The organism is Acidaminobacter hydrogenoformans DSM 2784 (assembly GCF_900103005.1).
Classification (GTDB): domain Bacteria; phylum Bacillota; class Clostridia; order Peptostreptococcales; family Acidaminobacteraceae; genus Acidaminobacter; species Acidaminobacter hydrogenoformans.
Map to the genome: position 1 here is coordinate 1 of NZ_FMWL01000009.1, position 24,848 is coordinate 24,848.

29 protein-coding genes are annotated in these 24,848 nt (G+C 51.4%); 4 read left to right on the forward strand and 25 right to left on the reverse strand.

Annotation, left to right across the window (positions count from 1 at the left end; translation table 11 throughout):
* On the reverse strand, positions 1–581 hold a 581-nt coding region (locus tag BLP63_RS09505), incomplete at its 3' end, for a fasciclin domain-containing protein (RefSeq protein WP_139159804.1).
* A 263-nt stretch (positions 582–844) separates the two neighbouring features.
* Between BLP63_RS09505 and srtB the strand changes: the two genes are divergently transcribed.
* Positions 845–1,624, forward strand: coding sequence for a class B sortase (gene srtB / locus BLP63_RS09510; RefSeq protein WP_170829387.1), 780 nt, complete (start codon positions 845–847; stop codon positions 1,622–1,624).
* Between the two features lie 202 nt (positions 1,625–1,826).
* Here srtB and BLP63_RS09515 read toward each other — a convergent pair whose 3' ends face one another.
* From BLP63_RS09515 to BLP63_RS09595, 18 genes are all read right to left on the reverse strand, one after another.
* Positions 1,827–2,243, reverse strand: a complete 417-nt coding sequence (locus BLP63_RS09515) for a secondary thiamine-phosphate synthase enzyme YjbQ (RefSeq protein ID WP_092590932.1) — start codon at positions 2,241–2,243, stop codon at positions 1,827–1,829.
* Between the two features lie 65 nt (positions 2,244–2,308).
* Positions 2,309–4,255, reverse strand: a complete 1,947-nt coding sequence (locus tag BLP63_RS09520) for an ABC-F family ATP-binding cassette domain-containing protein (protein WP_092590934.1) — start codon at positions 4,253–4,255, stop codon at positions 2,309–2,311.
* 298 nt (positions 4,256–4,553) lie between these two features.
* Positions 4,554–5,198 carry a tetratricopeptide repeat protein gene (locus BLP63_RS09525; RefSeq protein ID WP_092590936.1) on the reverse strand — a complete coding sequence of 215 codons (645 nt, stop codon included), beginning with the start codon at positions 5,196–5,198 and terminating at the stop codon, positions 4,554–4,556.
* A gap of 70 nt (positions 5,199–5,268) precedes the next feature.
* Positions 5,269–6,498, reverse strand: a complete 1,230-nt coding sequence (locus BLP63_RS09530) for a protease inhibitor I42 family protein (RefSeq protein ID WP_092590938.1) — start codon at positions 6,496–6,498, stop codon at positions 5,269–5,271.
* Between the two features lie 259 nt (positions 6,499–6,757).
* Positions 6,758–7,645 carry a hypothetical protein gene (locus tag BLP63_RS09535; RefSeq protein WP_092590940.1) on the reverse strand — a complete coding sequence of 296 codons (888 nt, stop codon included), beginning with the start codon at positions 7,643–7,645 and terminating at the stop codon, positions 6,758–6,760.
* Positions 7,646–7,744: 99 nt separating this feature from the next.
* The gene (locus BLP63_RS09540; protein WP_242870866.1) at positions 7,745–8,644 is read right to left on the reverse strand and encodes a pentapeptide repeat-containing protein; all 900 of its coding nucleotides are present in this window, start codon (positions 8,642–8,644) and stop codon (positions 7,745–7,747) included.
* 58 nt (positions 8,645–8,702) lie between these two features.
* Entirely contained in the window at positions 8,703–8,843 is a 141-nt protein-coding gene (locus BLP63_RS16855; RefSeq protein ID WP_170829388.1) for an OadG-related small transporter subunit, read from the reverse strand.
* Between the two features lie 87 nt (positions 8,844–8,930).
* Positions 8,931–10,058 carry a sodium ion-translocating decarboxylase subunit beta gene (locus tag BLP63_RS09545; protein ID WP_092590942.1) on the reverse strand — a complete coding sequence of 376 codons (1,128 nt, stop codon included), beginning with the start codon at positions 10,056–10,058 and terminating at the stop codon, positions 8,931–8,933.
* Positions 10,059–10,060: 2 nt separating this feature from the next.
* Positions 10,061–10,510, reverse strand: coding sequence for a rhodanese-like domain-containing protein (locus BLP63_RS09550; protein WP_092590944.1), 450 nt, complete (start codon positions 10,508–10,510; stop codon positions 10,061–10,063).
* Between the two features lie 16 nt (positions 10,511–10,526).
* A complete protein-coding gene (locus tag BLP63_RS09555) occupies positions 10,527–10,961 on the reverse strand; it encodes a pyridoxamine 5'-phosphate oxidase family protein (RefSeq protein ID WP_092590946.1) in 435 nt (144 codons plus the stop codon).
* A 136-nt stretch (positions 10,962–11,097) separates the two neighbouring features.
* Positions 11,098–12,609, reverse strand: coding sequence for a protein adenylyltransferase SelO (locus BLP63_RS09560; RefSeq protein ID WP_330387131.1), 1,512 nt, complete (start codon positions 12,607–12,609; stop codon positions 11,098–11,100).
* Complete coding sequence (locus tag BLP63_RS09565) at positions 12,596–12,922, reverse strand: hypothetical protein (protein WP_092590948.1); 327 nt, start codon at positions 12,920–12,922, stop codon at positions 12,596–12,598. The genes BLP63_RS09560 and BLP63_RS09565 overlap by 14 nt, the downstream gene beginning before the upstream one ends.
* 1 nt (position 12,923) lies before the next feature.
* Entirely contained in the window at positions 12,924–13,226 is a 303-nt protein-coding gene (locus BLP63_RS09570) for a DUF2089 family protein (protein ID WP_092590950.1), read from the reverse strand.
* 258 nt (positions 13,227–13,484) lie between these two features.
* Positions 13,485–13,724, reverse strand: a complete 240-nt coding sequence (locus tag BLP63_RS09575; RefSeq protein ID WP_092590952.1) for a hypothetical protein — start codon at positions 13,722–13,724, stop codon at positions 13,485–13,487.
* A gap of 169 nt (positions 13,725–13,893) precedes the next feature.
* Positions 13,894–14,121: a DUF2164 domain-containing protein gene (locus tag BLP63_RS09580; RefSeq protein WP_092590954.1), complete on the reverse strand. Its 228-nt coding sequence runs from the start codon at positions 14,119–14,121 to the stop codon at positions 13,894–13,896.
* A gap of 173 nt (positions 14,122–14,294) precedes the next feature.
* Complete coding sequence (locus BLP63_RS09585; protein WP_092590956.1) at positions 14,295–14,711, reverse strand: hypothetical protein; 417 nt, start codon at positions 14,709–14,711, stop codon at positions 14,295–14,297.
* Between the two features lie 228 nt (positions 14,712–14,939).
* On the reverse strand, positions 14,940–15,617 hold the full coding sequence (locus BLP63_RS09590; protein WP_092590958.1) for a PspA/IM30 family protein: 678 nt from the start codon (positions 15,615–15,617) through the stop codon (positions 14,940–14,942).
* A gap of 133 nt (positions 15,618–15,750) precedes the next feature.
* On the reverse strand, positions 15,751–16,836 hold the full coding sequence (locus tag BLP63_RS09595) for a hypothetical protein (RefSeq protein WP_242870867.1): 1,086 nt from the start codon (positions 16,834–16,836) through the stop codon (positions 15,751–15,753).
* A gap of 364 nt (positions 16,837–17,200) precedes the next feature.
* Here BLP63_RS09595 and BLP63_RS09600 point away from each other — a divergent pair, with 364 nt between their 5' ends.
* The 3 genes from BLP63_RS09600 (at position 17,201) to BLP63_RS09610 (ending at position 19,762) form a co-directional block, all read left to right on the forward strand.
* Positions 17,201–17,899, forward strand: a complete 699-nt coding sequence (locus BLP63_RS09600) for a response regulator transcription factor (RefSeq protein WP_092590962.1) — start codon at positions 17,201–17,203, stop codon at positions 17,897–17,899.
* Positions 17,892–19,307 (forward strand): sensor histidine kinase, encoded by a 1,416-nt coding sequence (locus BLP63_RS09605; protein ID WP_092590964.1) that lies wholly within the window; start codon positions 17,892–17,894, stop codon positions 19,305–19,307. Before BLP63_RS09600 ends, BLP63_RS09605 begins: the two co-directional genes overlap by 8 nt.
* Before the next feature lie 86 nt (positions 19,308–19,393).
* Entirely contained in the window at positions 19,394–19,762 is a 369-nt protein-coding gene (locus BLP63_RS09610) for a hypothetical protein (RefSeq protein ID WP_092590966.1), read from the forward strand.
* A gap of 112 nt (positions 19,763–19,874) precedes the next feature.
* On the opposite strand, the gene BLP63_RS09615 is transcribed toward BLP63_RS09610, so the two are convergent.
* The 6 genes from BLP63_RS09615 to BLP63_RS09640 all read right to left on the reverse strand — a co-directional run bounded on the left by BLP63_RS09615 (position 19,875) and on the right by BLP63_RS09640 (position 24,817).
* Complete coding sequence (locus tag BLP63_RS09615; protein ID WP_092590968.1) at positions 19,875–20,387, reverse strand: RidA family protein; 513 nt, start codon at positions 20,385–20,387, stop codon at positions 19,875–19,877.
* A 42-nt stretch (positions 20,388–20,429) separates the two neighbouring features.
* On the reverse strand, positions 20,430–21,383 hold the full coding sequence (locus tag BLP63_RS09620) for a threonine/serine dehydratase (RefSeq protein WP_092590970.1): 954 nt from the start codon (positions 21,381–21,383) through the stop codon (positions 20,430–20,432).
* 90 nt (positions 21,384–21,473) lie between these two features.
* Entirely contained in the window at positions 21,474–22,529 is a 1,056-nt protein-coding gene (locus BLP63_RS09625) for a DUF4346 domain-containing protein (RefSeq protein ID WP_330387135.1), read from the reverse strand.
* Positions 22,530–22,559: 30 nt separating this feature from the next.
* On the reverse strand, positions 22,560–22,799 hold the full coding sequence (locus tag BLP63_RS09630; RefSeq protein ID WP_092590974.1) for a hypothetical protein: 240 nt from the start codon (positions 22,797–22,799) through the stop codon (positions 22,560–22,562).
* 17 nt (positions 22,800–22,816) lie between these two features.
* A complete protein-coding gene (locus BLP63_RS09635) occupies positions 22,817–24,025 on the reverse strand; it encodes an MFS transporter (RefSeq protein ID WP_092590976.1) in 1,209 nt (402 codons plus the stop codon).
* 42 nt (positions 24,026–24,067) lie between these two features.
* A complete protein-coding gene (locus BLP63_RS09640) occupies positions 24,068–24,817 on the reverse strand; it encodes a DUF6904 family protein (RefSeq protein WP_092590978.1) in 750 nt (249 codons plus the stop codon).
* Between the last annotated feature and the right edge of the window lie 31 nt (positions 24,818–24,848).

A 24,848-nucleotide genomic window follows, 5' to 3' on the forward strand; every position in this document is an offset into this window, starting at 1 on the left:
TCAGCCTTTTGGAGAAGGGATACCAGCATACTGAAGTCACTGTTTGAGAGGGCGACGTCTACGACGGTTGCTGGGACTTCAGGCTCAGGGTTGAGTTTGAAAGTGGAAGGTACCAGTACACTGTCAATGATGTGAATGACGCCGTTCGTTGCCATGACGTCTGCAGTGACGACACTCGATTCGTTAATCTTGACGCCGCTGGTAAGGTCGACTTTAATCGTTTCGCCGCTGAGGGTTGGCGCCGTCATACCATTGCTTAAATCTGTGCTGAGGACTTTGCCTGAAACGACGTGGTAGAGAAGCACTTCTTTAAGCTGTGGGTGATTCAGCAAATCTTCTGCTGAAATATCGAGCGCGGCGAGAAGCTTTTCAAAGGCTGCGTTGGTCGGAGCGAATACGGTGAAAGGACCCTCTGCCTGAAGGGCACCTACCAGCTCTGCCTTTTGAAGCGCTGCTACCAGAATACTGAAGTCTTCATTGCCAACTGCGATTTCTACTATATCCTGATCTTGAGTGAAGCCTGGAACGCCAATGCCGATCAACAATACTAAACTCATCAATAAACTCATAAGCTTTTTCATTTTGAATACCTCCTGATTTATATTGGTGTGTGATATTTTTTAATTCCGTGTTGATTTGATGTCTATAAAATATCACATATCGTGTTATTTGTCAACGTCTTTTTGAAAATAATTCTCAATTACTTGATTTTTATCACATTTCGTGTTATATTGAGTACGAGGTGATAGATATGACTTCCTCTAAAAACGCTCATAAAAACCCTGATAATAACCTTAACAACAACTTGAAACATTCTTCTAAAGGGAAATGGTTGAATATTATAATGGCTGCTTCCGTGATTCTCCTGCTGGGCACCGCTTTTGTAGCTTGGCAGCGGGCTGAAGCTCAAATTGCTTATGAAACTTTATCACAGGAAAGAGCTATGCAAGAGACTACTGAAACTGGCGTTTCCACTGAAACATCCCAATTTTCTACCATTGAAGCCTCTTTAAATAAAACTGCAGGCCTTGAACCTAAAGTTAGCGACAGTGCTTACTATTTTAAAGAAAACCTCAACAAAGAGTGGCTGAATATCAACCCGGATTTTATGGGCTGGCTTAGAGTTCCTGGCACAAATATTGACTACCCTTATGTACGCGGCGGGGACAACGATTACTACCTGAAGCGTGACTTTTATGGAAAGTACAGCGAGGCGGGCACCTTATTCATGGATTATAGAAACCTGGGTAGCTTCAACGATCAGCACACGTTGATTTATGGTCACAACATGAAAAACAAATCCATGTTTCACAGCCTGACGTATTATCACGACTTTGAATTTTTCGAAGAAAACCAGGTCATCGAACTTTCGGGCCTGTATGAAACAAGAACCTTCAAGATTTTTTCAGTGTATGAGATCTCCGCGGATGACTATGCTTTTACACTGGATTTTGAGTCGTCTGATCAGTATCAGGATTATTTGGAAGCACTGAACAGACTGTCCCTTCACTCACAAAAACAGGCGTTCACAGCAGATCCAGGTCAAAAGCTGTTGACTCTGGTCACCTGCAGCTACGGCGTGAATAACGGTCGGACCATAGTGCACGCGGTTGAGATAAAGTGACACTTAGAGGGGCAAGGGCCATAGGTGCCAGCCACCTCTTCCCCTTCCCCATTTGTTTCCCGAACCATTTCCTCACACCGCTTCTCTGAATCTTTTCCCTGCAAAATAAAGCGACACCTCACAAAAGAGAGCTTGCTCTCTAATGTAAGGTGTCGCTTTTGTTTATGCACGTCTGTTGGTATTCATGCTGCCTTTGTAAAACCTATTCCCCAATAATCTTCACCAGCACCCGCTTGCGGCGCTTTCCATCAAACTCCCCATAGAAAATCTGCTCCCACGGTCCCAAATCCAGCTTCCCGGCCGTGACCGCGACCACGACCTCCCGCCCCATAACAGTGCGCTTGAGATGCGCATCCGCGTTGTCCTCGTAACCATTGTGATCGTACTGGTCATAAGGCTTCTCCGGCGCCAGCCGCTCCAGCCAGCGTTCGAAATCCCGATGCAGACCGCCTTCGTCGTCGTTGATAAAAACACTGGCCGTGATGTGCATGGCGTTGCACAGCAGCAGCCCCTCCTGAATCCCGCTCTCTCTGAGACAGCTCTGAAGCTCACTGGTGATGTTCACGAATCCTCGCCGCGTAGGCAGATTAAACCACAGCTCTTTTCTAAAATGCTTCAAGTCAAAAACCTCCAGTCCATTGATTTTACTGACCTGCAATATAATTTATGTTGATGGCCACGACATCAACCTTCTCTTTTGTTCTGCTCAATCTCCTCAACCTTCTCGTTGAGATAAGTCCAGCGCTCAATCGCTTCGTCCAGCCGCGCCTCAAGGGCTGTCTTTTCTTCTGTTAAGCGTCCCAGCACTTCGAAATCCGACGCAGCCGCCAGCATCTGTTCTTCGAGACCTTGAAGCTCTGTCTCCAGCCCGGAGATGACCGAGTCGATCTGGTCGAACTCCCGCTGCTCTTGATAAGACAGCTTCATAGGCTTGGCCTTTTCTGCTGGCTGGGAGGTGGTGGGGGACTTGGTGACCATCGGCCCAATTGATTTCTTTGTGGTCTTTTCGTTTTGAATGTCCTCTTCCTCCTGGCCTTGGCGGTCCATGAACTGCCTGTAGTCCGTGTAATCGCCGGCGAGCTGCCTGACACGGCCGCCACCCTCAAAGGAGAAAATGCTGGTCACAATACGGTCGAGGAAATAGCGGTCGTGGGAGACCACCATGACGGCGCCTGGAAAATCGTCCAAGTAATCCTCCAGGATGCCGAGGGTCTGGATGTCCAGGTCATTGGTGGGTTCGTCCAGCATCAGGACGTTTGGGGCGCCCATAAGGATTCTGAGCAGGTACAGACGGCGCCGCTCGCCGCCGGAGAGTTTGGAGATGGGCGTCCACTGGGCGCCTGGCGGAAACATGAAGCGCTCCAGCATCTGGGAGGCGCTTTTAACGCCGTCGTTCGTCGTAATGAATTCCGCCTGCTCGCGGATGTATTCAATGACGCGCAGATTCAGATCCATATCTTCGTTTTCCTGAGAGAAATACCCAATGCGGACCGTATCACCAATGGATACCCTGCCCTGATCCGGCATCAGCCGGCCTGCCGCCAGCTTCATCAAAGTGGACTTCCCAATGCCGTTGGGACCAATGATCCCAATCCGGTCATCCCGCAGCAGCGTGTAGGAAAAGTCCTGAAGGACGGTCAAGTCGCCATAGGCCTTGCTGATCTGGTCCATCTCAATGATCTTTTTACCCAGTCTCGAAAAGCTGACCTGCATCTCAACGCCGCCAGCACTTTCCGGGCCCTTTTGGGCAGTGAGCTGGTCGAAGCGCTCCAGCCTGGCCTTTTGCTTGGTAGACCTGGCTCTTGCGCCCCTGCGGATCCATTCCAGTTCTGTCCGGATCAGGCTCTGGCGCTTGCGTTCTGAAGCCTGTGCCATCTCTTCCCGCCGGGCTTTGAGTTCGAGATAGCCGGCATAGTTGGCCTGATAACTGTATAGACTGCCGCTGTCAAGCTCCAGAATCCGGTTTGAAATGCGGTCGAGCAGATACCGGTCGTGGGTCACCATCAGCAGCGCGCCCTTGCGTTTAAGAAGATATTTTTCCAGCCAGTCCACCGTGTCGTTGTCAATGTGGTTCGTTGGCTCGTCCAGAATCAGCAGGTCCGCTGGGCTGATCAGCACGCTGGCCATGGCCACACGCTTGCGCTGGCCGCCAGACAGTGTCGCCACGTCTGCCTCGAAGGCCGTGACGCCAAGCTGGGTCAGAATGTTCTTTGCTTCCGCTTCCGTGGTCCAGGCCTCCAAATGGTCCATCTTTTGGGTCAGCGCGATCAGCTGCTTCTCCCTCTGAGCATCCCCCGGGTGCGCCTGAACCCCTTGCAGCGCCCGCTCATAGTCCCGGATCAGCTGCATAACCGGAGAATCCCCCTTAAAGACCTGCTCCAGCACTGTGGTTCCTGGCTCGAACTCTGGACTCTGTGCCAGATAAGCTACTGTCATCCCGCTGCTGATGGTCACCTTTCCCCCATCCGGGGTCTCCACCCCGGCAATCACCTTCAAAAACGTGGACTTCCCCGTCCCGTTAATCCCAATCAGGGCAATCCGTTCGCCTTCATTCACGGCAACGGAAACGTCTTCCAGCAACCGTTTTTCGCTATAGCTCTTTGTAATTTTATCTGCCGTTAATATATTCATCTTGTGCTCCTTCGTCGAAAAGTTCGTGAATTAATTTTACCACGATTCAGCAAAAAAGACTTTCATGACTTTGGTGGGGGACAGGGACACGCGGTGTGGGACTGGGCCGCGTGGCAAGGGACAGGGACACGCAGTATGGGACTGGGCCGCGCTGCGCAGCTGGGGACTGGCACGGCAAAAATTCTTCAAAATAGAAGCATCATACATAGATCGCCCACGTCCTGAAACAAGACAATTAAAAAAAGCTGGCTGATTGATCAGACAGCTCCACAACTGAATACTTGCCAACAACAGAAGTCTACACACTCTCCAAACCCTGAGCCTCTTCCCACAGCTTTCGCCAATACACGGAATGCTCAGACCAGTCATAGGGCAGCTGGTCCTTAAGGGCCAGCCAGCGCTGCTCAACTCTCCCCTTGGATTCGTCATCAATTAGCTCAGCGGCTTGGTCCCGGTATACCTCAGCGGACCTGAACCGAATGCTCGAGCAGTACACTGCCATACTCGCCCACAGGTAAGCTTCCTCCGGATCTTTCTCAACACCATGACCAGAAAGGTACAACCCTGCCAGATTACACTGAGCGCCTGGGTTGCCATGCCGGGCAGCCCTGATATACCACTTAACCGCCGCCTGCGGATTGTGTTCGCAGGCGTTGTGCTTTGGCCTGTATCTCATATAATAGTTTGCCACACCACATTCAGCGGAGGGATACCCCTCTTTAGCCGCCCTCATGTAATTCTCAAAAGCCATATTGTCATTTTTTCTGATGCCGTGTCCAAATTCACTTGCGAACCCCAAGGTGAAAATCGCTGGAATATAACCACTGATTGCCAGTTTTTTTATAGTTTTGATAGCCTTCGCGTAATTTCGCTCTTCAGAAGTGCCGTAAAAATAAGGATAAAGCAGTCCAAATTCCTGCTTCTCATTAGCACTGCCCCACATGATCTCACCCCCTCTTCAGGTGAAATGGCGCACAGCCCGGCGCCATTTCACCACCTGATCTCTTCAAGCTCTATTGAATCCTTCTAACGCTCTCTACGAGACCATCTTCCCCAACATTCACAGCGTAAATCCTCGTCTCAACCGCCGTCTCCGGTGCCTCCCATGGTCTGTAATACTGGAAGGTCAATCGGACGCAGCCCTGTTCAAAAACTTTAAATGTCCAGGTGTGATGCCCACCTGCACCCACGACATTTTCCGAGGTCTCTCCCGCGACATACGCGTCACTTTCAAGCGCCAAAATCCCCTCCACGCTTAAGCTGTAGCCCCAGCTATAGCCCGTTGAAGGATTTTCCTCCAGCGTCAGTGTCAAGGTTTTCCAGTCTTCAGAAACTACGAATTCAGGTGGCGTCACATCCAAAAGATCAATGACATTCATCAGCATGGCAGCCGCCTCAGCTCTTGTCACAAGACGTTCCGGTTCAAATTTTCCATTGTCCCCGGCGATCAAGCCAAGGTTCCAGAGCGCGAGCACATACCCGCGGCCCTCTCCTGGAATCTGTTCAAAATCACTGAATGGCACGCCGGCCCCAGGCCCTTCAGACTTCTGAAGCTCCAGCGCCTTAGCCAGCATAACCGCAATCTGATAACGATTAAGCGGCGATTGGTCATAAGTCTGAGTCTGATTCATGATACGAAGCGCCGTCTGCTCTCGAAGCGCCTCCCGAGCCCACTCCGGAATCACGGTCCAGTCAATTTCCATATCCAGCGCTGTATAAGGCTCAATGCCCTTAAGGTCCCGGACCAGATGGCTGACCATAAACACACCTTCAAGCGCTGTGATGTTGCCTTGTGGCTTGAAGCTTCCGTCCGGATAACCGTTTACCAGCCCCCAAAGGTACGCCCAGCGTATGTGTTCCCTCGCCCAGTGCTCTTCAATATCAGAGAAATGCTGTCTGTACGCGTTCTCTGGCTGGTCACCAACCTGAATCCTATGCGCCTGTTCAAGGCGCTCCTGCAGCTGAAGCTGAGTCTCGCTGCTGAGCAGAAGCTGCGCCCTGAGCTGACTTCTGAAAAGCAGCTGCGCCTCCGTCAAAGCTTGAACGCGGTCCTGGTCCCGCTCCTGAATCATAGGCTGGGTACCGCAGCCCGTCATATCCTGAATCCGGTCCCGGTCAAGCACAGGGTTTTCCGCCCCACTTCCAGTCCCACCCGTCGTCTCTGCAGCCAGTACAGGTGTCCCGGCAGCCAGTGCCATTAACACCATTGAAAAAATTAAAATGACTCCACAAAGTTTACGCACTATGTTCACCTCCACATTTTGGTCGTTGAATAAGAACCTCCATCCCGTGCGAAGAAAATCCCCGTTGACTGCATATTATATATACCCATTCCAAAGCATGAATACCCGTTTGCCGATGGTTCCCTTCCCCCAAAACATCCCCTTGCCACCACACCCCCACGACCTACAAAAAAATCCAGCGGCACAAACTCTCAAACCGGAGCCGTGCCGCTGGATCTACAGCTTTCAAATCACGCGCAGTACCTTTTTCCTTAACCCACTATTTTTCTGAAGTAAATACAACGCGCCCGTCAGGATCACTTATAGTGAGCCGTTCAAATAAATTTTGGTCTCCGTTAAAGCTATTATCCGAATCCAGGAAGAACCCGTCCACATAGTATTCATAAGTCAGCCCCAGGTTATCCTCCATGACAGCCATCAGCTCATAAGTTTGGCCACTGTCCAGCGTCACTTCCTGATCTATAGGAACAAAAATATCGTAGCCCGTAAGCTCAGTCTCATGGGTATTGACTGGGACACCATCCTTTAATTCAAGCAGCTTGACGCTTTTGATTTCTCCCTTGTAACGATCCGGCTCAAGGGAGATCATAACCTCGCCGTTCACTCGCCACGTATTTGAACCCTCAGAATGACTGAACCCGCCATTGAAGTGCGCGCCAAAATTCGGCAGATAGTCATATCGAAGTGGACCATAAACCATCAGTTCTTCAATCTCGCGACGCCCCCCCTGTTCAAAGACTATGGCGGTATGCAGCTCCTCAAAGACAGAAACCGAAAGCGTCCCTGTCAGGGCATAGTCTGTTTCAGGAACCATCGGCACCTCCTGGCCATTGAGGACAAGTTTGACTGCAGTCCCTTCCTCAAAGCGCTTCGGCAGCACGGTCACGTGAACAGGTACTGTAAAGGCTTCTGGATTCAGCTCCCCAAAATCGAATTCATGAGATACCAAGAGGCTCGCTTGAGCATTCAGCTTCTGCTCAATGTTATAGGTTAAGCTGCCAAGCTCTGAATCCAGGCTATGTAATTGCGATTGCAACTGATTGCCCTGCTGAGCGACTTCCCTGTTCAAACCACCAATTTTCAGGATCACGTAGGCGTTCAGAACAAGAGACAGGATGAGCAGCAGAGATAAATGCTTTGTTTTCATAGCTTTTACAGCCTCCATAACCTTTTTTGAACCCAGTTGAAGGGGTGGCCTCTCACTGATTTCCCACCCGTTTATATTTATAAACATGCCACTGCCGCTTCACCGCCAGTGTACCGGCCTCTCCAAGCCATCCGGAAGCTTCGTCTCCAAATCCCCCTTGGCAGAATTCACCTGTGCCTGGGTCAAATAAAGGGCTTCTCGTAAATCAGCACCATGAAGCCTCGCATCCCTCAGATCCGCGCCAATCAACTCTGCCCCAGCCAAAACAGAACCGCTGAGGTCAGCGGCAATTAAAACAGCGCCCCTGAAATTGGCACCACTTAGGTCCAGGCCCCTGAGACTCGCACCCGCAAAATCCGCGTACCGCCCAAGCCGCTTCCTTAGCGCAGCAGGCGCCGCCTTGCCATTTCCATAAACGCCGCGGACCTGCTCCCCGACTTCAGTCAGCATCACATTCGAACGTAGCCTGAGCGCATTCACATCAATCCCAACCAAAGCCTCCGGCGTCAAAAAAGTCAGACCATCCACTTCAACCAGCAACGCTGTCAAATCCCGCTTCAGCCGTTTTCCCTGGCAGCGCTCCAGCGCTTCACTGAGATACCACAGCAGCTCATAAAGATGGCGCATGACGACAAAAGCCTCAAACATCAGCTTGGAACTCCCCGGCAGCCTCTTCCAGCTTCCTTCTGGAAAAGTCACCCTGGACACTCTTTGTCCGGCTCCAAGGCAGTCGAATCCAATACAGCCTTTGTAACCCCGTTCTGACAGCGTCTCATGGACTCCGCAGCGAAAATCCGCCTGCAAATGAGGACACGCTTTCCCAGGCGCCTTATCCAGGGGAAAGCCCTCCGACGCCGCGAAATGGAGCCCTACACAGCAGAGGCCGTAGCACTCAGCGCAGTTTGATTTAAGGACGCGAGCCCGCCACACTTTAAGCGCACCCGCATTATTAATTTTTATAGGCTTATAATCCAGCGCCGCAGCATTCACTTCCATCATAGCAATCCTTCAATTCCTTTCTTAGTGGTCCCCCTCAGCGGTGCCGCCCAGCAGCTCTTTACGAGGGCCCAGCGCCCTTCTTTACCGGAAACACCTTGTTCAGCAGCTTAATCATCAGATATATCAGAAATACAATCGAGAAAATGCCAGACATCCCCCGCCACATGAGCTCGAGGGACATGAGAAACGTCTCATTCATAAAATCTACCCCTTTTCAAATCGCCGTGAAACTCAAGCTGTCAATTGGCAAAAGCGCCAGCGACAAGCCACAACGCGTCTATACAGCCTAAAGGTTCTGAACCAGCATCAGGATCAGCCCCCCGGCCAGCACCGATGCAATCTGCCCGCCCACGTTGGCCCCCACCGCGTACATCAGGATAAAATTCTGCGGGTCCTCCTTCTGCGCCATCTTCTGAATCACCCGTGCAGACATTGGAAATGCGGAAATCCCCGCTGCCCCAATCATAGGATTGATCTTTTCCTTACGAAATAGGTTAATCACCTTCGCAAAGAGCACACCGCCGATGGTATCAAAAACAAACGCAATCAGCCCCATCCCAATTATGAGGCCGGTCTGCGGGGTGAGAAACCGCTCAGCCTGCATGGTCGTGGCAATGGTGAGCCCCAGCAATATGGTCACAATATTGACGAGCTCATTCTGTGCAGCCTTGGCCAGTCTGTCCAGGACACCGCATTCCCGAAGAAGATTTCCAAACATCAAAAACCCAATCAGCGGCACGGCGTTTGGCGCCACGAGCCCTGTTAAAATCGTAATAACAATAGGAAAAACAATCCGGGTCGACTGCGAGACACTTCCGGCCTTATAAGTCATACGAATACGACGTTCTGCTTTAGTAGTCACCAGGCGGATTGCCGGCGGTTGAATCACCGGCACCAGGGCCATATAGCTGTAGGCCGCGACGGAAATAGGTCCCAATAGGTCCTTGGCGAATTGATTGGCCACATAAATTGAAGTGGGTCCGTCCGCCGCCCCAATAATGCCAATGGCCGCCGCTTCTCTAATGCTGAACCCCGCCAACGCCGCGACCCCCACCGTAAAGAAGATGCCAAACTGCGCTGCCGCTCCAAAAAGCAGCATAAACGGATTGGCAAGGATGGGCCCAAAGTCAATCATAGCTCCTATCCCAATAAAAATCAGCAGCGGAAACAGCTCTGTGGCAATGCCCATGTCGAATAAGACGTTGAGCACGCCTTCTACCGCGGTGCCTTCCACCATTTGCGTAATCGCGCCGGACATGGGCAGATTCACCATGATGGCGCCAAAGCCCATGGGCAGCAGCAGCGCAGGTTCAAAATCCCTGGCCACCGCCAGATAAATCAGCGTACCTGCAATGATCCACATGACAATTTGCTGCGGTGTCACGGCCATAAGGCCGCTTAGGAAAATATCCATATTTAGTCCCCCAGGCTTACCGTCTCATACGGCCAATCTATGATGCCGCCCAAATCGTAAATATTCTTGTAGCCCATGCTCGCCAGCAAGGCTGTGGCTATGCTGCTTCTGTTGCCGCTGCGGCAATAGACAAAATAAGTGGCATCAAGATCAGGCATAACCTCCGCGGCATTTTTTTGCACCTGATCAACGGGCAAAAGAATAGCGCCGGGGATTCGCTCCTGGTCATACTCTTCCTTTGTCCGCACATCGATCAGAATAATCTCTTCACCGGCATCCATCCGAGCTTTTGCATCTTCCGGCGTGATGAGTTTCACCTCAGTTTTTTCAGGCTGCTCTGCCGGTGCCTCAGCGGGTGCCTCACCCACTGGTGTTTCAACCGCAGGCTCTGGCGCGCACGCCGCCAGACCAAGGCTCAATAAAATCAACAGTATTGAAATCCATTGTCTCATTCAACGCAACTCCTTCTTAGATCTTACCCTGCAGCTCCTGAACAGGCCCATTCAAAAGCAAATAAGCATGCAGCCTGACACCAATAATTCTGCAGCTTTCACTTGATAATATTTGCTCGAGCTCAGGGTGCTGTGCCTGAAACTGCATGCGTATCTCCTCTGTTCTGTGTCCATCCCCTATTTCAAAATAGACCCCTTCAAAGGTTACAGAGCATACAGGCTCCACAGAGCCAGGCTCCAGAATCTGCCGCGAATCAATTAATAGGCTGACATTTTCATTTTCCTTCAGGTTTCTATACTTCCTCGAATTTGTCGAAGTGGTCAGGTAAAGCGTCTTCCCATCTTCTCCAAGGAGATAGGTCATCAAAGAGCAATGGGGCATAGCCTTACTTTCCGTACAAAGAACACACAGCGTATTGCTGCGGAGCATAGCTTCAACCATGTCGTGCATGTGCTCACCTCCAGGCTTCAAGTGTTATAACGGGTTATTACCCAATTTTTTAGCCGTCCTCGTCATTTCTCCAAAAGTTATGCCCAAGAGATCTAAAATATTCCTTTTGGCATCCTTCTAAATTGGATAAATAAGTTTAAGTCCCGCAGAAAGTCCGGTATGGTGTCGCGCTTTGAGGCGGCGGCGCAGCGTAAGCCGCTTGATCAGGCGTATGGGCATAAGGCTTTGCCAAAACGGCTGACAAGCGGTCAAGAACGCCGAAGTCGCCAAAATTCACAGCAGCTTCAAGGGCGGCTTCCACTCTGTGATTCCTTGGGATCACCGCCGGATTTGCACGCTTCATCCTCTCCTGAACCTCAGTATCTGACTGGGGTTGTCTCTGAAGCCGTTCCTGCCACCGTTTCTGCCACTGCTGAAAATCAGTCTCCTCGAATAACCCCTTCACCTCAGCACGATTAAACGTTAAAGCCAAAAAGGTATTGGTGTAGTCCGCATGATGTTTGTGCATGATCTCAAGGAGCGCTTCTATAAGCCCTTCATCCTCAGGCTCATTATTGAAAAGCCCCAGCTTAGCGCTCATGGCGTCAAGGAAATGGCGCCGGTATTGGGCTGAAAAACCAGAAATGGCTTCCTGGGCGAGGCTAAACGCCTTTTCTTCATCTGAATCGAGCAAAGGCATGAGCGTTTCCGCGAACCGCGCAAGATTCCACGCTGCAATATACGGCTGATTGCCATAGGCATAGCGCCCCTGGGTGTCTATTGAGCTGAAGACGGTCGCAGGATCATAGGTGTCCATAAAGGCACACGGGCCATAATCTATGGTCTCCCCGCTGATTGCCATATTGTCCGTGTTCATGACCCCATGAATAAACCCTATGCTTTGCCACTTCGCAATCAGACTGGCCTGTCGGTTCATAACGGACTGAAGGAAGTCATAGTAAGGGCGGCCAGAGCCAGCCAAGTCTGGATCATGCCTGGCAATGGCGTAGTCTGTCAGCTGCTTCAAGTCTTCATCAGAACCCCTGCTATAGGCGAACTGAAAGGTCCCTACCCTGAGATGGCTGGAAGCGACACGCGTCAGGATTGCGCCGGGCAGTGCCGTTTCCCGGTAAACGGGCTCACCGGTAGACACCACAGCGAGGCTGCGGGTCGTGGGGACCCCGAGGGCATGCATGGCTTCACTGATCAGGTATTCCCTCAGCATGGGGCCAAGCGCCGCGCGGCCGTCTCCGCCACGGGAGTAAGGGGTTCTGCCTGAGCCTTTAAGCTGCAGATCAAAACGTTTCCCGCTGGGCGTCAGCTGCTCTCCTATAAGGATCGCGCGACCATCCCCCAGCATGGTAAAATGACCGAACTGGTGACCGGCGTAGGCTTGGGCCAAGGGCTCCGTACCAGCAGGTATACGGTTTCCCGCCAGAATTTCAGTGCCGGTCTCGCTGTTTAAGGCCTCCGGATCAAGTCCAAGCTTTTCTGCCAAGTCACTGTTGAACCGCACGAGCTTGGGCAGCCTGACCGGTGTCGGGTCCAGAAGGGTGTATAAGAGTTGAGGTAAACGTGCGTAGCTGCTGTCGAATTTCCATCCAAAGCTGTTCATTGTCATAAGCTCACCACTTTTCTCATATTGGCTGTTGCTTTCAGTCCAAATCATGGATATTCATCTTTTCGAGCTCCTGCTTCTGTTTGTCTTTAACTTTTGCTCGGCAGGCGAGATAAATTGCAATATTTATAGCCGCTGGGATCAGGTAGAGCAGTAATGCCAGCAGGATAGGCACAATGTCGCCAGTGTAAATCATAGCGCCAAAAGACAATAACAGGGCTAATCCTACGTAAATGATTGGCAGCACCAACCCCAGCCATTGGTTTTTCTGCAGGGACAAAAAGATCTGAAGCGCTGTTAAAAGTACAATGATCAGAATCAGCACAGGCAGCACAATCACACTTCTGACTGCATCTATAGTCATATCACTGGTTCTCCTTTCGGGTTTTCCTATATTCGGCAATTAGAATCTTCGCGGTGTCAAAGTCGAGTTTTTCATTGACGGCCAATCGTTTGATCAGCGCAATATAAGGCTCGTTTGAACTGTTTTCGCTGATTTGGATCTTTTGGATCAAGCGATCCAGCCTTAACCTCACAGTAGGGTACGTTACCCCATAGAGCGCAGCTACTTCTTTCAATGAACCTGAAGCGAGCAAAAATTTCTTGATAAAGACCATTTCTTCATCATCGAGATTACTCATCCAGTCCGGCATGACATTAACAGACAAAATACCACCTCCAGCGTAGAGTCTTCAAGCTCTTTGTTTAATAATATTAATTGTATTCCTTAACATTGTTAAAGTCAATGCGAATGGAAATGTTTAATATAATTAAGCACTTTCTTTATCTTTCTTTAATAATACTGCGCCAGGATTAAAATTATGTCGCTTCAATGCGTTGCAATCAGCGATAAAAGTCAAAGGGCCAATCTACAGAATATTCCACTCTGCAAATCAGCCCTTTCTAAATAAATATCAGTGAACCTTCTACCTATCCTGCCTATGCAGCGCGCCAAAGGTCATCATGGCATTCAGCTGCGCTGGACTGCGAAGTGACGGCGCTGTCATGGCGCCAGAAATTTTGTGGGCAGGCTTATCACATTCGCTGCATTCCAGAGAACAGTAAAGGTCAATTTCCTCTTCCCTGACCCAGCGTTCGGTGACAAGACTTGCTCTTCCCATCAGCCAAAATAATGCAATCGCAAACAAGAACAAAACCACTAACATTTAGGCGTCCTCCCCAAATCAGACTGTAGCGCTATGTAACTAAATTTAAGGAGGCGGTTGAAGTTTTTTAGTGATTTTGATTATCATTATCACTTTTACAAGTTAATATTACCACATACATCATGCAGAGTCAAACCTTCAATATGACCGAAATTCAATAATCCTTACTTTACTTAAGATACCCAAGAAGGTCCTCATTTTTGTCGTTGATATACTTATACGCATCATAGACCCCCTGGTTATACGCATGGGGTGCTAAAGTCTCCAAAAAGAATTCGTAGATCAGGGTGGCTGCCAAATCGCCCAAATCCTCATCGCGCTCTTTCAAAAAATAAGTCTTAATGGCCTGGAGCATTTCTTTTTTCACTTCCTCGGCAATGATGATCTTTCCCGCCATCTCGTTCCCTCCATTTCCTCAAAATTATGGTGAACCTTCAAATTCGACCTCAAGCTCGTCCTTAAGCTCACCCTTCAACCTTACTATAACACGAAAAAACAGGCGCTCTATACGGATTTACATGCTCCGCAGAGACGCCTGCATCTGTTGCCTTGAAGCCTCAAGCCTCAAGCCTACTCCATCTTCTCTATGAAAGTGAGCACCAGCTGGCCCTCCGCATTTGGCTTGTAGCCAAATTTAACACGGTCACCGTCTTCAAGTCCCTCAAGCTGGTCATTCACCTCAGTGGTTCTGAAAGCCGCAACATCTGTAGGACTCATTTGAATCTCAATGGAATTGTTGTCAATCTGGCCGTTGTAAACGCCTTCCGCGTCCGTAGCCTGATCCGCGATTTTAGCCGTAGGCGCCGGCAATGTCACTTCCGGTGCCGGCGACGACACCTCTGGCGCAGGTGCAGAAACTTCAGGGGCAGGTGATGACACCGCCGGTCCGTCAGGCCTCGCGCACCCGCCAAGAGCGCCCAGGGACAGGATGAGAACTGCGACCAGCACTAATGCAGATAGATGTTTATGCTTCATTGCTTTTTTCACTTTGGTAACCTCCTTTAGATATGGCATTAGACGGTAACACCAAATAAAAGGTTCCAAGTCGACTTCAGTTCAAGCAACAAAATAGTTGCCTGATTTCTGCGATAAAAAAACGCCCACAGCGAACTGCAGGCGTTTTGGTCACAAGCTTTCAAGCTATAAAACTACGGGTTCAAATACCACAAGCCTATATATTTTTGCCGATGGTCTCAGGGGAACCACCAACCCCGCCTATACGCCAAGCTCACCCTTAAGCTTCTCCAGCTCTTCCTCCACAGAAGCAGAGCCTTTTCCAGCGTATTTTTCCTCCAGGGACTTAGCCTCATCCACTTCCTCGGTGTTGAGCTCCGCCATGGCATTCGCCTCATCCAGCATCCTGCTGGCCTTGTCTTCCATGCGGTTAAAGGCCTCCATAGCGCCTTGGGATCTTTCCGTTGCCGTACTGACCTTATTCAGCGTCTCTTGCGTCTTGGCCACTGTGACCTTGGCTTTGATCATTTCACGGCGGGCTTTCAACGCCTCAATGTCAGAGACCAGCTTGTCATGCATCTGACGCATCTTGACAGCATTCTCATGGGCAGCGGCATAAGCGCTCATGTAGCCAGCGCCTACGTTCTCAAGCTCCTGCTTCTTGGCTATAAAGGTGCGGGCGTCGCCCTCATTGCCAGCCTTCAGTGCCTTTTTAGCGAATTCTTCATATTTGGCGACCTCTGCCTGATTCTCATCCACCAGCCGCTTCGTACGGGTCTCCTCTGCCATGACGCCTGCCGTGCTGCGCTTGACTTCCGCGAGGTCCTCCATCATGTCATTCAGGTATTGGTCGATCATTTTTGATGGATCTTCCATTTTATCGAGCAGCACGTTAATGTTCGCCTTGATAATGTCGCTGAATCTTTCCAGAATTGCCATTTTATCTCCTCCTCAGTCGCTATAGCACTGCCCGTCACGGGCAGAATGCTTCAATAATTTCACCTTCAACAAAATCATAAAAATTGCAGATGTCCCAAATCCCGGAGCTGTCCGGAACAAGCCTATGAACGGGCTATAGTTCTGGCCCCTTATACGGATCGTTGTCCTCATATTTTTTTGCCAGATCCTCCGCTTCCTTGTTTCCAAACTGATCCAGCGGTGTCTTAAGGACGTCCTCCATACGTTTGGCCTCGAGGTTTTTCTGCTTGACGGCATGTCGCCACCAAAGGAAAAGCACCCCTGCAAGCACCACGCCCCCAAAGACCAGCATTACTGGAATCCACGGGGATCTCGTCACCGTCATGATCCGGTCTGCCGAGTCCTTAAACGCAGTGCTGAAAAATTCCTCGTCTGACATACTGCTGTCAAAATAGTAACGGTCGAGATAGTCCAGCAGGATATCCCCGGCTTCCGTGTCAATGACCGTCTTTGCCTGAGTACCGGCCACATAACGGGTCATATAGCTGTTGTCATACTCGAAGAAAATCAGCAGCAGATGCGCTTCATCCGTGAACAGCCGGTCGTATAACTGACGGGCAAAGCTGTCCAGTTCATCCATGGACGGCCGGTTCGAGCCGTTGACATTATCTGTGATATAAAGGAACGGCTGAACACCAGTCTCGTTATAAAAATGCCTCATGCCAGACAGTAATTTAGTTTCGTTGCCAATCCAGTCAAGCTCATCATAATAATAATCTGTTTCATTGACGGAGCCCTTAGGCAGCGCCTCACGGACAACGGTTGATGTCGTGATCCCCCCGTCTCCCGAACTTCCAACCCCTGAGCTGAAAAGCGCGGAGAACAGGATTGCGCCCAGGATCAACAGGATCACCAAAACCAGAATTGCAATGGCACAGCCACTGCAGCCGCTGCCTCCGGATCCTGGCGGTCCTCCGCCGGATGAACCTCCGCCGGATGGCCAGGTATTTCTCGTCGTTCGTCTGCCTATTGTGTTTGGAAAGAAGACCGGGCCAGAAGAACCTCCGCGACTTGCGCTCCCGCCAAAGGGCCCCATGCCCCCGCCGCTGCTGCCGCCAAATATTCCGCCGCCGCCGCGACTGCTGCCTCCAAAAGAGCCCCCTATGCGTCCGCCGCTGCTCCGGCTTCCGCCAAAAGACCCCCCGCTGCTTCGTCCGCCAAAACCACCGCTTCTGCCCAATTTCAAAACCTCCATCTCAACTTCAAAGGCGTTGCCTTGCGACCTGATGACGCGCTTAACTAATAAAAAATTCTGATACCATTATATCCTTTACAACGCTTTCACGTATTAAATTAACCTTAAATGACCATAGATTTTCCATAAACACAGGAACTGCACTCAGTCTCTCACCTGTTTTTTTGCCGATGGTCCCTTTCCCCACCCGCTCACAACAACCCACATCAGACCCTGCCATTAATTCTTACCCAAATAATCCGCGATAGCAGCAATACTTACGAAAGTTTTACCCCAAACTGGTCACACTTCCCTTGAATAAGGGTATAAATCCAAAATAACCTGGGCTGTGATAATTGGGAGTGATCTTATGGCTTCAGAGAAAATTTTAATTGTGGACGACGACCGCAACATTTGCCGTCTCGTCACCCTATATTTGTCGAATGCAGGCTACACTGCGGTCAGCTGCCACGACGGCAGCGATGCCCTGGATCAAATACGCAGTGCGCATTATGATCTGATCCTCCTCGACCTGATGATTCCTTCCATCAACGGATGGGAGGTCTGCAAGCTGATCAAGGCAGAGCATGACATCCCCATCATCATGGTGACCGCCAGGGATATGATTGATGATAAATTATCCGGCTTTGAAGCCGGCGCGGATGATTACATAGTGAAGCCCTTCGAGCCCAAGGAACTGGTCGCCAGGGTCAAAGCACGGCTTAAAACCCGCACGTCGGGTGAGCCAGTCGTGAAAACCGAGGTGCTCGAGTTTGACAACCTCAGGATTGACATCAACCGCTATACCGTTTGGCTGGATGATCTTCAGATTGACCTGAAGCCCCGTGAAATCCAGCTCCTGCATTTCATGCTTAAAAATCGAAATATAGTTTTCACCAGGGATCAGCTCCTGGAAAGCGTCTGGGAAAATCCCTACGACACGGACACCCGAACCGTAGATGTCCACATTAAAAACCTGAGGCAAAAGTTGAAATCCGACCGGTCCACCTGGTCGATCACAACCGTCTGGGGCATAGGCTACAAGCTGGAGGTGCCTGCCCATGTTTAACAGCATCTTCAGGCGCATCATGATCCCAAACCTGATTCTGACCCTGATTTTAGTCATCAGCCTGACCATGGCGGTGTCTAATTTGTATAGAAATACGCTGGTGGATGAAAAGCATCGCAGCCTTGAAGCCGGCGCACGGGAACTGAGTCTCGAAGCATCCTCTTACCTGAGGGGCGCAACTACGCTGGAGGAGCTGAACGCCGCGGTCAATGCCGTAGGCTCGAGCTCAGAAGCCATGGTCTATCTCATCCAGATTGACCAGGCTCAGTTTCAGGAAAACGCGACGCTCCAAAACACAGGCCTCCAGGATGATTTTGTAGAAGAAAACCTCACCTACATCCTTGCAGGTAAAAGTGTTTTCAGCACGGCGCCCTACTCAGACACCTTTGCCGCCTACGTCCTGTTTCAAGGGTATCCCATCTACCTTGATGGTGATGTCCACGGCGCAGTACTCTTGCTCTCCCCTGTGGACAGCCTGAGAGCACTGTTTTATGACATCAATCTGACCGCTGCCGGCATAGCCGCCTTGGTCCTACTGATCAGCTTTCCGCTGATCTGGTGGCATTCCCGGCGGATCTCAGAGCCTATTCGGAAAATGGAAGCCGCGACGCGTCTGATCGCGGCCGGTGAGCCTGCGGTTTTGAAGCCCATTCAGTCGGATGATGAGGTTGGACGACTATCGGCCTCCTTCCTTCAGATGAAGGCCGCGCTTGAAAAGACGGAAGCCCTGCGCAAAGAGCTGATCGCCAACGTTTCTCACGAGCTCAGGACACCGCTGACGTCCATTCGCGGCTTTGTGCAGGCCCTCATGGACGGGGTTGTGCCACAAGAGGAGGAGCCCGAGATCCTGGCGCTCATTCAAGAGGAGACTCTGCGCCTCACGAGTCTGACAGATGACCTGCTGGAGCTCGCGAAGCTCCAGGCCGCCGCGAAGCCTCTGCAGCTTGAGCAGGTCGAGCTTGAGCCGCTTGTCCAGCAGGTTATAAACAGCTTCAGACAGGTGGCTTCAGAGCATAAGCTTGATCTGAAAGCGGAAATTGAGACAGATCTTAGCCTCATGGTTGACCACAACGCCTTCAAGCAGATTTTATGCAACCTCCTGGATAATGCCATCAAATATTCTCAGCCTGGTGGAACGGTTGCCGTTCATGGCCGTATGGTTTCCGGCGGTGTCGAGCTCGTCGTGGCGGATCAGGGTATTGGCATTCCAGAAGAGGCTTTGCAGCTGATCTTTGACAAATTCTACCGCGCCGAATCCGGAATACAGGCCGGTACCGGCCTTGGGCTCTCTATTACAAAGCAGCTGATTCACCTCCACGGTGGCCGTATTCGCGCAGAAAAAAACGTCCCCGTAGGGACGCGGATTGTAATGACTTTTCCAAAGAAGTTCAGTTCAGAGAGTCCGTAGTGCTTTAATCAGAATTCTATTTTTATACGGATTAATCTCCATAAACATAAGGCTTCAGCCCTGAAGATGAAAGAAGGTGGATCCCTGTGAAAAAACCTATATTGCTGCTGACGATTTCTGCGCTGATCAGTCTGGCTTTCTTTGGCTGCAGCAGTCCAAGCCCGTCACGGACGGTGATCAAGGATGTGCCGGACGAGGTCAAAGAAGCTTCCCAAGAGCTGCTTTCTGTAGCACCTTCTGAGGGGCAAAATGAGACATTGACAGAGACTGCTGAGGGGCTGCCAAACGGGACAGCACCCTCTTCGCTGATCGTGAAATCTGAAAATGCCGTGACTGAAGCTGAACGCCAGGCGCTGCTGAGTGCACTTAACCAAGAGCTCGATACATTGATTCAACTGCTGGATGACCTGGAGTCTGTTGAGGACGCTGATCTTGATCTGAGCGGCTTTGAATGACGCATCGTCTAAAAAATATTCAGAACTTCGCCCAAGGGCTGAAGTTCATTTTTTTGATTAGAGAAGGTGTTTGGTTGGGGACAGTCCCCAACCAAACACCTTCTTCCTCCCTTTACTTGGATTTCAATGCCGCTATCATCTCCACCTCGCAGGCTGCCCCGCCTGGAAGCGCGTTGACACCCACCGAAGACCTCGCGGGACGGCCTGCATCACCAAAGACTGAGACCAGGAGATCCGTGGCGCCATCCGCGACTTTGGAGTGGTGGACATACTCCGGGGTGCAGTTTAGGAAAACCGTGACCTTGAGGATTTGGTCTATGTTATTGAGACCATCGGCAAAATGGTCGAGGAGGGTTAGGGTGTTAAGGGTGCAGAGCATCACCGCGTCGTAGCCCTCCTGGTCACTGATATTGTCGCCCAGCTTGCCTTTATAGACGAGCGCGCCCTCCTTCTTTGGGGTCTGACCCGCGGTGTACAGCAGCTCGCCGCGACGAGTCACCGGCACATAGTTGGCCGCGGCTGGATTGAACCCGGGCAGATCAATGCCCAGTTCACGGAGTCGTTCCAAAGGGCTTTTAGTTTTCGGATTCACGGGTGTTTCAACGACAGCATCCTCTGAATGCATAGCTTTCGCTCCTTTCGCTAATTCTCAGTAGAAGGGTTTGATCTAACGGGCAGACATTTCGCGCACTATGTCCGCCGGATCCACGTTGCCGCCTGAAATCACAAAGCACACCTTGTCCTCAGGCGAAACGGGCAGTTGGCCGTTCAGGGCGGCTGCGACAACTATGGCAGAAGAGAACTCCGCCAGGATTTTGCCGGTGCTCAGGAGCTCAATGCTGCCGGCGGGGATCTTTTCTTCGGCCACTGCGACGACCTGGTCCACATACTCTTGAACAATTGGGAAGTTCGCTTCTCCCGGCTGAAGGGTCAGGATGGCGTCCGCAATGGAATGTGCAGGTTCAAGCAGGATGCGCTCTCCAGCCGCAAGGCTCTTGGAGTAACGAGGCATGAGGGCCGGCTCGACGCCAATCACCTGGACGTCCGGCGACTGCAGCTTGACAGCGGACGCAATGCCGCCTATCAGCCCCCCGCCTCCTATGGGCACAATCACTTTGTCGACCTCCGGCAGCTGTGCCATGATTTCAAGTCCAATAGTTCCCTGTCCCGCAATGATGGCCTCGTCGTCATAGGGGTGAATGAGGGCGTAGCCGTGGTCACGGCTGAGCTGGCCAGCCACTTCGTGGCGCTTTTCATAGGGGCATTTTACAATCTGCGCGCCATAGGCCTCAATGCCTTCCACCTTGATGTTTGGTGTACTGTCAGGGACGACTATGGTGGCTTTGATTCCGAGAAGCCTTGCGACAAACGCGACGCCTTTGCCGTGATTGCCTGAGGACGCGGCGACGACACCATTTTTTAGCGCCTCTGCTTCCATGCTGAGCATTTTATTCAGCGCGCCCCGGATTTTAAAGGAATGGGTGCGCTGCATGCATTCCGGTTTCAGATAAACCTGACAGCCAAGTCGGGCATCCAGGTTTTCCATGCGGATTATGGGCGTTTCGATAATATAAGGCTTCAGCTTTTCCTGTGCGGCTTTCAGTGCTTGTAGTGTTACCATGCGGCGTGGGCCCCTTTCGTCAGATCTACGATACATCTTCGTCTCATTTTCTTCATGTCACTTCTATCCGGTGTCATATCTTTGATAAAGCTACGCCTTATCCTGTAAATACTTAAAGCCATAGGTCAGGGACAGCTCCGCAGCCATAAGCTCTTTGCCCAAATAGGCCGCGTGGCTCAGCTCGCTGACCATGCCGCGTTCCAGGATGGTCCAGTAGAGGTCTCTGGCATTATCCCCCTGGATGATGTGCAGGAGTTGGTTCTGATTGCTGTAGTGCTCCACGAGGATACGCCCGCTGTCCGCTTTAGGCACTATGACGAAGTAACCCTCTTTATCGAGCTTGACCTGGTTGGGATCTTTAACGGCGGCAGTGATGGTCACAAAAGTGTTCGGGGTCTGTGGCGGGGAAGCGGTGCTTAGTTGGTCTGAGCCGACCATCGGAAGAGTCACCTTGAAAGTGTCAGGCAGTCCCTGTCCCCAAATGCGCATTCCCTGAATGCCCTGCTCCTGTGATCGTGTGCACTCGCTTTGAGCTTCAATTTCCCTCAATATCTCAGCCTCATCCTGGAGCCCAATGCGGTTTATGACTGTCACCTGGGTTCTGAAGGCCTCAATCTCTTCCCTCGAAGCATTAGCTAAAACAGCCTTGCGACCTTTTGAGCCCACAACGCGCATAGCGTCATCCACGCCGTTATTTACCAGCGCTTCGAGGGTCTGACCTGCGAAGTGACCCTCTGAGTCCTTTCCGCATAAAATTAAGACTTTGATATTGGCCGCGGCCAAAGTATTTTGAATGATCTTTTCAATGCCTATATTTTCTGTCTCCAGCTTGCCCACAATGCTGAGGCCATTTGGCTTAAGCTCTGCCAGGCGCTCCACGAGGCCAGCCGTGGCCAGGGTTACGACGCCAATACTGCTCTCCGGCGTCAGCGAAAGCACGTGATATTCTCCTATGGCAGGCAGCTGCCAATAAGTGTGCTGGGTATTGGTAGCTGGTGAAACAGCCGCAGGCGCTTTTTCAGGCGCTGAGAACTGCTTTGAGAGTTGCTTTGAGTGCTGCTTTGAGTGCTGCTTTGAGACTACATCAGCTTCAACGGAATGAATACTGTTGAGGTCTGAAAAGACTTCATCAAAAGCATTGGTAATGTCTGCTGACCAGCAGTGCGCACACCCCGGTCAGGTGTATTCAATGGGTTCCATTAATTCAACGCCCAGTTTGACTTCCTTAAGAAGCGCTTCAGCTTCAGATTGATCCGCCCGGTCAGCGTCGAGGACGGCCTTGGAAAGCTGTCCCTCAAGCGTCAGCAAAGTCTCTTTCATGCAGCCGCACTTTCGGCATTTGGGGGTGGCTATAGCGGTACGGACCATCTCCGGAAGCGGGAGGGCGCCTTTAGAAACAGGGTTTGAAATCAGCATGGTGAATCACCTCTTTGTTATTGTGGGTTGCTTTGACCCTCGGCAGGCATTCTTTTTTCTGGGAGCAGGAGCGCCGCCAAAACGCTCAGGGCCAGCGGCACCAGGATATACGTACTGCTCATCAGGAGGCCCTGAAGGTCTGAGAGCTTTCCAAACAGCAGCATCATCAGGCCGCCTATACCTCCGGACATGCCCATGATCAGGCCTGTAGCCATGTTGATGTTGCGGGGCAGCAGCTCGTGAGCCATAACGACATTCGCGGTATTCGACCCGCCCAGGGCAATGCCCATCACGACGAAGCCCGCCAGCATCAGCGTCCCGGAAGATAGCACAATAGCCGCCATACACAGGATCGACAGACCGTTGAACAGGATCAGCGCCTTCTTGCTGCCCATGGCGTCATTCGCTACGCCGCCTATGATTGTGCCAAAGGAGTTCGCGAACAGGTAGCCGGACAGCACCGCACCGGCAATCTTGACGTCCCACTGGCCCAGCAGCATGATTTGAACGCCAAAGGTCACCAAAAAGCTGCGCACCAGTACCCGGCTCGAGGAGATATAGACCAGGAACGAAAGCCACCTGACAGCCCTCAGCTCGAGCTTTTCAGACGGCGAAGCCGCACCCGACTCCGGGGGGTTCAAAGCCACGGTGTGTATTCGGGCCAGGTGCATGAAAAAAGCCGTCACGAGCCCTGGCACTATGAAAAAAATCAGAGATTTCAGGCCAAACCGCTCCACGATAGGAATCGCCACCACCGGGGCCACCGACGCCGCGAAGCCACCAATGGTCATAAACACAGACAAACTGCGCCCCCGGGAATTCTTCGCGAGCTTCACCGCCATAGCTGAGCCAAGCGGATGATACAGCGCGGAAGCCAGGGCGCCAATGCCGACCACAAACACCAGCAGATAATAATTGCTGATCACACCGGAAATCGACATCCAAAAGGCAATCCAGATCATGGACAGGGTCAGCAGCCACGGCTTGCCTTTTTTGTCGACCACATAGCCTATAAACGGCTGCGCAAAAGAGCCGCTGCTCGTGATTACAAAGGCAATAAACGCCTGCTGTGCCAGGGTAAGCCCCATGGCAGCGACAAACATAAAGAGGATAGGCGGTACCAGGTTCATATAAAAGTCATTGAAAAAATGTCCCACGGACACGGCAATCAGTTTGGTAAAGTAGCCCTTGGAGGCTATCCGGCTCTCGGCAGTCTCGTTAATCATCTGAGGTCCTCCTTCTTGCTCATTTTCTCGGCCACAGCGCCTCTACCATTCCACCTCAGGATAGCTCAGGTCCAGCCTCACCTCATCCGGCGCAACCCCCATGGCCTTCGCGTAGTCTTTAATCTCACGCCTGAGCCCGAGATACTCAGGCGCATCCAGCTCTGTCAGCCGCTTCGCGAGCAGCGTCAAATATTTCAGCCGCTTTTCCTTTTCCATTTTGAGAATCTCAACATTCAGCTCATCCACGTACTGCGTGATGTACCCATCCGTCCATGGGTAGCCCTGAATCATGAGATTCAGCAGCCTCGAAATAGCTTTCTGCTCCAGAGCCGCGCAGAGACAACTGAAAACCGCGGACTGCAGCATGCGAACCTGAGCGATATCCTGGTCCCAGATGACTTTCTTCTGCAGCATGGACTCTCCATATAGCCGCGTTTCCTTCCTGGCCTTGAGCAGGCAAAAGTCGTTCAGCGCCATCAAAACGAAAAACATTTCAGGCATCAGAACCTGAAAGTCATAGTAGACATTTGTCACAGGCAGTACTTTTCCACTTGCCTTCATTTTATCGCTGGTCATATTGTTGTCCACGACCCTTATGCCCCGGTCCCCCATGGCCGCATGTCTAAGATCATAGCAAAACCCGAGAATCCTCATTTTTGAAGACTCGAACGCGCGGTTTTCCTCTTCACCGCCAATAATCCTGTACAGCGCGTCGTATAAACTGTCAAAATCCTCATAATCTCCGGCAATAGTCACACCGGCGTGTTGAGGCGTCAATTCCACTGTAATCATTTTAGGCCTCCTCGTCATTCGCTTTCTCATT